Origin of the sequence: Streptomyces synnematoformans (genome assembly GCF_039531005.1) — a bacterium.
GTDB classification, from domain to species: Bacteria; Actinomycetota; Actinomycetes; order Streptomycetales; family Streptomycetaceae; genus Streptomyces; species Streptomyces synnematoformans.
Window position 1 is genome coordinate 1 of record NZ_BAAAPF010000328.1, and the last position, 7,619, is coordinate 7,619.

The 7,619-nt window shown below is 66.8% G+C and carries 6 protein-coding genes, 1 pseudogene and 1 riboswitch; of the genes and pseudogenes, 2 read left to right on the forward strand and 5 right to left on the reverse strand.

Translation table 11 applies throughout. The annotated features are described in order from the left end of the window. Positions 1 to 721: bifunctional diaminohydroxyphosphoribosylaminopyrimidine deaminase/5-amino-6-(5-phosphoribosylamino)uracil reductase RibD (gene ribD / locus ABD317_RS30785; protein WP_344294144.1), on the reverse strand; the 721-nt coding region annotated here is incomplete at its 3' end. Between the two features lie 145 nt (positions 722 to 866). Continuing rightward, a riboswitch (FMN riboswitch) is annotated at positions 867 to 997 on the reverse strand. A gap of 198 nt (positions 998 to 1,195) precedes the next feature. Here ribD and ABD317_RS30790 point away from each other — a divergent pair. Beyond that, positions 1,196 to 1,522 (forward strand): annotated as a pseudogene (locus tag ABD317_RS30790) (DUF5995 family protein); the annotation flags it as partial. Between the two features lie 53 nt (positions 1,523 to 1,575). Here ABD317_RS30790 and ABD317_RS30795 read toward each other — a convergent pair. Further along, complete coding sequence (locus ABD317_RS30795; protein WP_344294146.1) at positions 1,576 to 1,803, reverse strand: GntR family transcriptional regulator; 228 nt, start codon at positions 1,801 to 1,803, stop codon at positions 1,576 to 1,578. Positions 1,804 to 2,052: 249 nt separating this feature from the next. Here ABD317_RS30795 and ABD317_RS30800 point away from each other — a divergent pair, with 249 nt between their 5' ends. Continuing rightward, positions 2,053 to 2,307 (forward strand): hypothetical protein, encoded by a 255-nt coding sequence (locus tag ABD317_RS30800; RefSeq protein WP_344294149.1) that lies wholly within the window; start codon positions 2,053 to 2,055, stop codon positions 2,305 to 2,307. Positions 2,308 to 2,355: 48 nt separating this feature from the next. Here the strand turns inward: ABD317_RS30800 and ABD317_RS30805 are convergent, their stop codons facing one another. The 3 genes from ABD317_RS30805 to ABD317_RS30815 form a co-directional block, all read right to left on the reverse strand. After that, positions 2,356 to 4,596 carry a phage tail family protein gene (locus ABD317_RS30805; RefSeq protein WP_344294151.1) on the reverse strand — a complete coding sequence of 747 codons (2,241 nt, stop codon included), beginning with the start codon at positions 4,594 to 4,596 and terminating at the stop codon, positions 2,356 to 2,358. Positions 4,597 to 4,741: 145 nt separating this feature from the next. After that, a complete protein-coding gene (locus ABD317_RS30810) occupies positions 4,742 to 5,170 on the reverse strand; it encodes a hypothetical protein (RefSeq protein WP_344294153.1) in 429 nt (142 codons plus the stop codon). 1,156 nt (positions 5,171 to 6,326) lie between these two features. After that, positions 6,327 to 7,421 (reverse strand): phage major capsid protein, encoded by a 1,095-nt coding sequence (locus tag ABD317_RS30815; RefSeq protein ID WP_344294156.1) that lies wholly within the window; start codon positions 7,419 to 7,421, stop codon positions 6,327 to 6,329. Between the last annotated feature and the right edge of the window lie 198 nt (positions 7,422 to 7,619).

The following is a 7,619-nucleotide window of genomic DNA, read 5'->3' on the forward strand; positions in this document are numbered from 1 at the left end:
CGAGCAGCCGGGCGCCGGGGGCGAGGGCGGTGCCCCCGGAGTCGGCGACCACGCGCAGCGGCTGGGTGACGCCGGCCTCGGCGCGGGGTCCGCGGACGGCGAGCTGCGGGTCGTCGGCCCGTACGGTGCCGGAGCCGAAGACGACGGCGTCGGCGTCGGCGCGCAGCCGGTGGCCGTCGGCGCGGGCGGCGGGCGAGGTGATCCAGCGGCTGGTGCCGTCGGCGGCGGCGCTGCGGCCGTCGAGGGTGGCGGCGTACTTCCACAGCACGTAGGGGCGGCCGCGGAGCACGGAGGTCAGCCACGGCTCGTTCCCGGCGGCGGCCTCGTCGGCGAGCAGGCCGCCCTCGGCCTCGATGCCCGCGGCGTCGAGTGCGGCGGCCAGGCAGCCGGCGGAGGGGGTGGGGTCGGCGACGGCGTACACGACGCGGGCGACGCCGGCCTCGGCGAGGGCGCGCACGCAGGGCCCGGTGCGGCCGGTGTGGCTGCAGGGTTCCAGGGTGACGACGGCGGTGCCGCCGCGGGCCCGCTCCCCCGCGTCCGCGAGGGCGGCGACCTCGGCGTGCGGGCCGCCGGCGCAGGCGTGGTGGCCCTCGCCTGCGGGGAACCCGGCGGCGTCGAGGATCACGCAGCCGACGACGGGGTTGGGGCTGGTGTCGCCGAGCGCGCGGGCGGCCAGCGCGATGGCGCGGCGCATGGCCTGGGCTTCGGCTGCGGTGGCCACCGGGTCCTCCTGCCTCCTCGGGCACGGACTCCGGGGCCTGTCTTCACGACAGTCACGGAACGCAGTCACCGGGGCGCCGGCCGGAGGGCGCGGGGACCGCCCGCAAGGGACGGGCCGCCGTCGGCGGCGCACCTGTGGCATCCCGCCGCGCACTGCCTCCCATCCGGACTTTCACCGTCGGTCCAGGAATTCCACCTGGTCAACCGGCCGCTGGCAGCGGCCGGGTCGCGGACTTTCACCGCCGGTTCGGACTTTCACCGACCCCGGAGTGCGCGTACGTCACTGGTACGCCTTCAGTCTGCCACGCCCGGGGACCGGTCAACCCGGCGGATGCTGTGGGCTGCCTCACCCCCGCCGGGTCCCGGCGGGGGCGGCCGGGCGCCGGGCGCCGGGCACCACCCGTACGAGGGGCGCTCGGGGCCTCGCCCGGGCGGGTGATGGCCGCGCCGCACCGCGGCTGACAGGGTGGCGGCCATGACGTCAGTGCAGGAGCGGGCCGCCGGCGCCCTCGACGCCGCCGCCGAGCGGATGCGCGGGCTGGCCGGCGGGCTGCCCCCGCGCGACGGGGTGGCGGTCTTCGCGTCGGTCTATCTGGCGGTGACCGACGAGGTGCGGCTGCGGCTGGCGGCCGGGGGCTTCGCCGACCGCGCCGCGGCCGCCGGGCTGGCGGCGGCCCGCGCCGGCCGGTTCCTCGCCGCGGTGGACGACGCCGCGGCGGGCCGCCGGCCGCCGGCCTGCTGGCGGCCGCTGTTCCAGGCCCGCCGCCATCGCGGCGTCCACACCCTGCAGTTCGCGCTGGCAAGATGACGCAACCTACATCACACAGAAAGTGGCGCTGACCAGCTACGATGCACTCAGCGACGTGCCACCGTCGAGCCGATACCCGGTTCCGTGAACGTCAAGCCGTCCTCCCGCAGCGACCGCAACGCCTTCTGTGCCGTCGCCTGGGCGACACCAAACTCTTCTGTCAGCGCGACCACGGACGGTACGCGGGATCCCGGCGGGTAGGTGCCATCAGCGATGCGGGCGCGCAGCACTTCGGCCACCTGTCGCCATCGCGGGATACCCGGTTCGAAATCCATAGCAAGCATGATCGGTGCGCCTGCCATTCCACGCGAGACATAGCATGCCTAGCGCGCCTGCCGTACTCTTGACAGCGAAGTGCCCCGGCGACGCGGTGAAGGCGCCCCGGGGCTGTGGCCGGACACGAGAGGACGTGCCGACATGCACAGACTACCGAGACAGCACAGAGGGACCGTCGCGAGCATCGCCTTCACGCTGGCGTACATCGCGCTACTGGCCGGGATCGTGGCTCTCGCGGCGGTGGCACGGTGAAGCGCCGCCTGCCGTTCCCGGAGGACGGACGTAGGGCCTACATCAGCGGGCCGCCTGACGGCTTGCTGCACCGCGCGGCGGACGAGATGGAAGCGGAAGCAATCCGCAATGCACGTGCCGTGCACGAGCTGAGCGGGAGCGCCGCGGAGTTGATCCAGAGCGGAGAGGAAGCGGCGTTCCTGGTGGACAGGCTCCGCGAATGCCTGATGGACATGATCCACGTCGCAGAAGCACGCGGCGAACGCCCGTAGAGACAGGAAAGGCCCGGGAATCCGTGTGGATTCCCGGGCCTAGTCTTTTCAGCGCGGACGGCGGACGCGGTGCTGTAGGTCCAACCGGCGCTGCATAGCCTCTAGCTGCTGAGTGGTGAAGTCCGCGCGCTGAGGATAGATGTTGTACGTCGGGCTGTGCGTCACGCTGGGAGCGGGCGCGGCGGCAGCAGCCCCAGCGGTAAGCGGCACGGCGGCGCTGCGCGCAAACTGCATGTTGTTGATGGCATCCATCAGGCCAACCCCGTACCGGCGGACAGCCGACGCCTGTATGACGTACTCACCGCTGGACACGTCGGCCACGCCACGGCTGAAGATTCCCCGGATGCTGTCAGACGTAGACGTACCGGGCCCGCGGACTTGTCCGCCGTAGGGAAACGCCTGCATGGCGCCACCGCCGGCGTAGGCAGGCACCAGGCCGCCATGCGCACGTCCGGGGAACAGGCCCATCGCCAGATCACCGGCGCGGCGAACGATCGCCGTAATCGTGATCGTCTTGCTTCGGATACTGTCAATCGCCGCCCGCGCAGCGCGAACAGCATTGTGCAGCGGACTGGCGTTAGCCGAAAGCGACGGCGGGCGCGTCTGCTTGAGGGCATTCACGCGCGCCTGCGCATCGCGTATCTTCCGGTCAAGCTCGCGCTTGTCAGCGCCAACGGCAGTCTTCTTCTTCTGCTTGAGGTTATCGACTCGCCGCTGTGCGTCGCGTAGCTTCCGGTCCCACTCCTGCTTGTTCAGCCGGAGCTTGTTACCTTCGAGCCGTGGGATAACCCGGTCGGCGAACTCCTGCGACTTCTGCTCAGCGGCGTCAAGGCCGCCGATAAAGCCGTTCTTGAAGCGGTCGAAGGACTCGTTCGCGTCCTTGAGCTTATCGCCAACGCCAGGCACCCAGCCAAAGGATTTGGCCGCACCGGAAACGATGCCGTCGAACCCGGTAAGCACAGCGTTCGACATATCGCGTATGGCACCAATGATGCCGGGGATATTGCTGATCACGGCAGCTACGAAGTCAATGATGGCATTGCTCGCACGCAGCGCGAACTCATCCACCGCATCCTTGTTACGATCCAACCAGTTTGCGAGCGTTTGCAGCGGGCCGACTGCGTCTTTCGCCTTGCCGAAGCTAGGCCAAAGGCTACGAATCAAAACGCCGCCGACCTGCTTAGCGATCGTGCCAGCGGTGCGCAGAACCACATGCGCAATCCGCACAGCGCCGGCCATCTCCTCGAACAGTGGGCGCATGTAGCGGACCGCACCGGCAAGGCCCCGGAAAGCACCAGCGCCGGTTTTACCCGCCGTGCGCATGATCTTGCCAAGGGCAGGGCCTAGGGATTCGGCGATAGCCCCGACGAGTTCGCCTATGGCGGGAAGAACGTCATTGACAGCGGAGAACAAGCCGCGGAACATCGCGGCCGAACCCTTGATTCCGGATTTGAGTCCGTCGAAGAATCCGGGAATTCCCTTACTCAGCAGGCCGGATATACCCTCTTGAAAGGCGTCGAGCGTTGGCTTGCTCGCAGCGCCGAACTCGAAAAGGCTGCGCGTGAAGGTGGCGACCGGACGGGCAAGGCCGCTAAAAAAGTCGGTGCCAAGGCGGAAGTTTCGCCGCAGCACATCGCCGAAACTCTTGTCGCTAAGCACCTTCCCGAATTCACGCCCGAAGTCCCCGATAACTCCGGCGCCATCCTTGAGGCCGCCCCGGAAAGCTCGAAGCGCCGGCCCGGATTCCCTTATCGCTTTCGTGAGCGGGGGCAGTGCTATTCGGCGCACTTCCTCGCCAACGCCGCTGAGTTCCTTCTTGGCGCCAACGAGCGCCTTTGTGAAGTTCCTCTGTGGCCCGCTCATGGCGTCGAGCTTTTCGGCGTAAGCCTTGCTGTCTTTGCCCGCTAGGGCCACGGCTTCGCCTACGCCGCTGAATGCCAGCTTGGCGGCGCCTGCAACCACGGCGGCACCTGCCAGCATGGGCACGAGGGCGCCAAGGGCAGGCAGGGCTGTCACGGCGACAGCCGCGCCGAAGGCTTTCGCACCGGCCGCGCCACCGCCCAGCGACGTACCGGCGGATGCGGCGGCCCCGGCAACGCTGCCGAGTATTCGCATGAATCCGCCGATAGACGCGCCGTTACGCTGCGAGCTGCGGCCCAGAGCATCGCCGCTGTCACTGACGTCCCGCAAATCGCGGCTAAGCTGATCGGCACTACGCCCGGCAGAGCTAAGCGCAGGCGACAGCCTGTCACGCCCTGTGAGCGTAAAGGTCATCCGCTGGTCTGCCATTACTGGCCCTTCCGCAACTCTTTGAGGTGCTTGTCAATCCAGCGAACGCCAGACTGAAAGCGGGAAAGGCTCAGTTGGTCGAACTCCACTGGGGATACGTTGAGCAGATTCGCGAACAACCAAATGTACTGTTCGCGCTGTGTTTCTATGCCGCCGGAGACGACGAGGTGTCTTTTCCCCCAACACCCTCAAGCGCGGTGTCTACGTCGGACTCATCAGCGGCCAGCCGGCGAAGATGGCGGAAAGCGGCCTCACGCTCCGGGTGCCCCTCGGGAACTGACTGGTCCATCTCAATGACCAGGTCGACAACCTCGTCAGCAGAGAAGGCCACACGCAGGCTGCCCCGGAAGTCGGGGACATCGAAACCGGCGAAGCGAAGCGTAGGCTCCTGCCGCTTGCGGAAAACCCACAGGACGGCGAGCATAGCCATGGGGGCGTTCTCCCGAAGGTTGTCCTCCACGGTGGCCCACGGAAGCTCCAGAGCGCTTTCTACGGCTCCGGCCTCTACGGCAGTCAGCTTGTCGATATCGTGGCGCTCTACATCGCTATCAGCGGGTGAGTAGATAAGCAGCATGGTTAGTCTCCTCTGAGTAGGTCTCGGATAGCCTGTGCGCGCGGCTGGCCTATTTGCAGCTCGCGCCGGAGTAGGGCGATACTCGCGGGCCTACCCGTCCGTTCGCGCGTGGCCGCGTCGAGTAGGCGTGCCCTATCAAGCAACTCGTCTGCGCTATCAGCGCGGGATGCAGTGGGATGCACCGGAATTGCGTACGCGGTGTCAACAATTGTTGTCACAGAAGGCGCCGCCGCCGCAGGCATGGGGTCAGGAACCCGCTGTATGGCCTTCTCCGGGGCTGCGGAGCCTTCGGCCGGGCCGGATACCGGAGAATGACCGGAAGGCTCCTGAGGCGTTTTTTGTATCGCGCCTTGTAGTAGATGCACACGGAGTAGGACGACCGGGGCGACAGCGGATACGCCTATCACCACGGGTACGCCAACGGATAGGTGCCCGGATGCAACGAGGTGGGATACGGAGTTCACGAGTAGGAGTGCAGCCACTACCCCGGGTAGGTCCCGCCCCGCGCGGAATGCAGCTAAGGCGTATGCGTCGAGCGATGCGGGTACGGCTACCGCGAGTAGGGGGTGAAAGCCTGCGGCAACCGCCAACGACCATTCAGCGGAAGCGGTGCTAACGAGCGCGGAGAGCAACGCAGCCCACGCAAGAAAGTTCTTCACGATATCTCCTCGGGTAAAGTGCCTCGCGCTCAACGCAGACGGGAGGAGATAGACCGCTACGGAGCGCGAGGCATAACCGGCAGTAGCTAACCGCCGGCGACTACAGCCCGTTATCAGCGGGCAGTCACGGAAAGTGAGGTTTGCAGCGAAGTTGGCTTCACCGGAATTTGCTGCAAAGATGATCTAGGTCGAGTAAATTGCCACGGGGGGATGATGGGGAGAAGTGAAGAGGGGGTCCACGTCGCTCGAATTTCTCGATTGGTGGGGCACCCCCGGGTAGCCCCAAAGGCGCAGGTCAACGCGCTGCTGTAGACCACGGTCTACAACCTGCCGCATGCTCCTGACCAGCGGTGGCGCACAGCGTGGTGCAATGGCGTGATCGGGTTTGCTGGCGTGAAGCCGCGTGTGTATTCATGCCAGCAAACCCGTTCACTCAGCGTGGTTAGTGCTGATTCCAACAGCGTGACAACCTGTCACCACCACGCCGTGACCCTCTGCTATACCGCCGTGGTCAGTGTCAGCATGCGGAAAGCGTTCGGCACGAGAACGCCGCTACCGCTGCGCCACGTGCAGTACCAACCCACGCGACCATCAGGCCGACCGTTCGCACCGCGGATAACGCCCGGCGGGATGTAATGAACGGACGTGCCCGCCCGGTCCACGATGGCAAACTGTGACCAGTCCCCGACCACCATAAGCCGGTTGGTGCCTGCGGCAGTGTCATCTACGGCCGAATAGGCGTCGAATTCGCTGTTCTCGTGGTACGGCCGGCGAAGAAGCTGCCCGCCCTCAAGAAGCGGCGGCTCCGTGCCGGTCGGATTCCACATGCGGTGCACAGCGTCAACCGTGGAATACTCAAGCTGCCAAGCCGCAGCAGCTCGCCAGCGGGGCGGCAGGCTCTCAATGAGACCGTAAATGTCATCGGGCGTAAGCGCCTCGCCTGCGGCGGCGATGTCAGACGCAGTACCGGCAAGCTCCGTGAAGATACCCTGCGGCGAAGTGGCGCCGGTGCCCTTGACGAACATTTCAGCGTCGAGCCTGGCCTTGCCGTCAGCGATGATCCGCGCAACTTCGGTGGCGAAATTCGGCTGGTCCGCGTAGACCTCAAGCGACGCCTCAATGTAACCCTGCGCCTTTTCGGTCTCAATGGTGATTTCCGACTCGGTAAAGGTGTCGTCGGACACCTCCGCCAGCTCAGCGTCATACGAGAACGTACTTCCCGCGCTGGTGATGAACCGGTGGGACTTCGAGTTGGTGACCTGTACCCGTGCGAGCTGCCGCATGGGGTCGGTGACACCCTCGTTAGTCAGCGTGATAGCCGGATCCATGGGCGAGGGAAGAACGGCACCGGCCGTGCCCAGCGCAGCGCGCGCATACTCGCGATTGGACGCCCACACGCGCCGCTGCTCAGGCTCAAGGTCACCGGCGAAGGTCTCGGGGTCGCGTGCGAACGCCCGGAACGCCTCGACGTACAGCGGATCGGAGTAGCGGATCACATGCTCCGCAACACCCTTCACGTCGTCGCGCTGTAGCGCCTCCAGGCGCCCCGTAGCGGCGTCCTTGAGGGTGTCAGCGCAGTCCCACCGCTCCACGGCCGTGAGAGCGCGCGAGCGAAGCTCAGAGGGCGTCGCATGCCCGGACGGCGCCCAGGGGTCACGGCGCGTCATGAACTCCGGCCCGCCCCTGTCGCTGCCATGGCTGACGCGCAGCGAACCGCCGCCCCCGTTACGGACAGTGAGCTTTTTCCAACCTCAGTTTGAGCATGTGAGGTGGAGGGTGAGGGCTGCCTG

Coding starts and splice junctions, on each gene's coding strand:
- ABD317_RS30795 (WP_344294146.1), bottom strand. CDS start 1,803: ATGGATTTCGAACCGGGTATCCCGCGATGGCGACAGGTGGCCGAAGTG.
- ABD317_RS30805 (WP_344294151.1), bottom strand. CDS start 4,596: ATGGCAGACCAGCGGATGACCTTTACGCTCACAGGGCGTGACAGGCTG.
- ABD317_RS30810 (WP_344294153.1), bottom strand. CDS start 5,170: ATGCTGCTTATCTACTCACCCGCTGATAGCGATGTAGAGCGCCACGAT.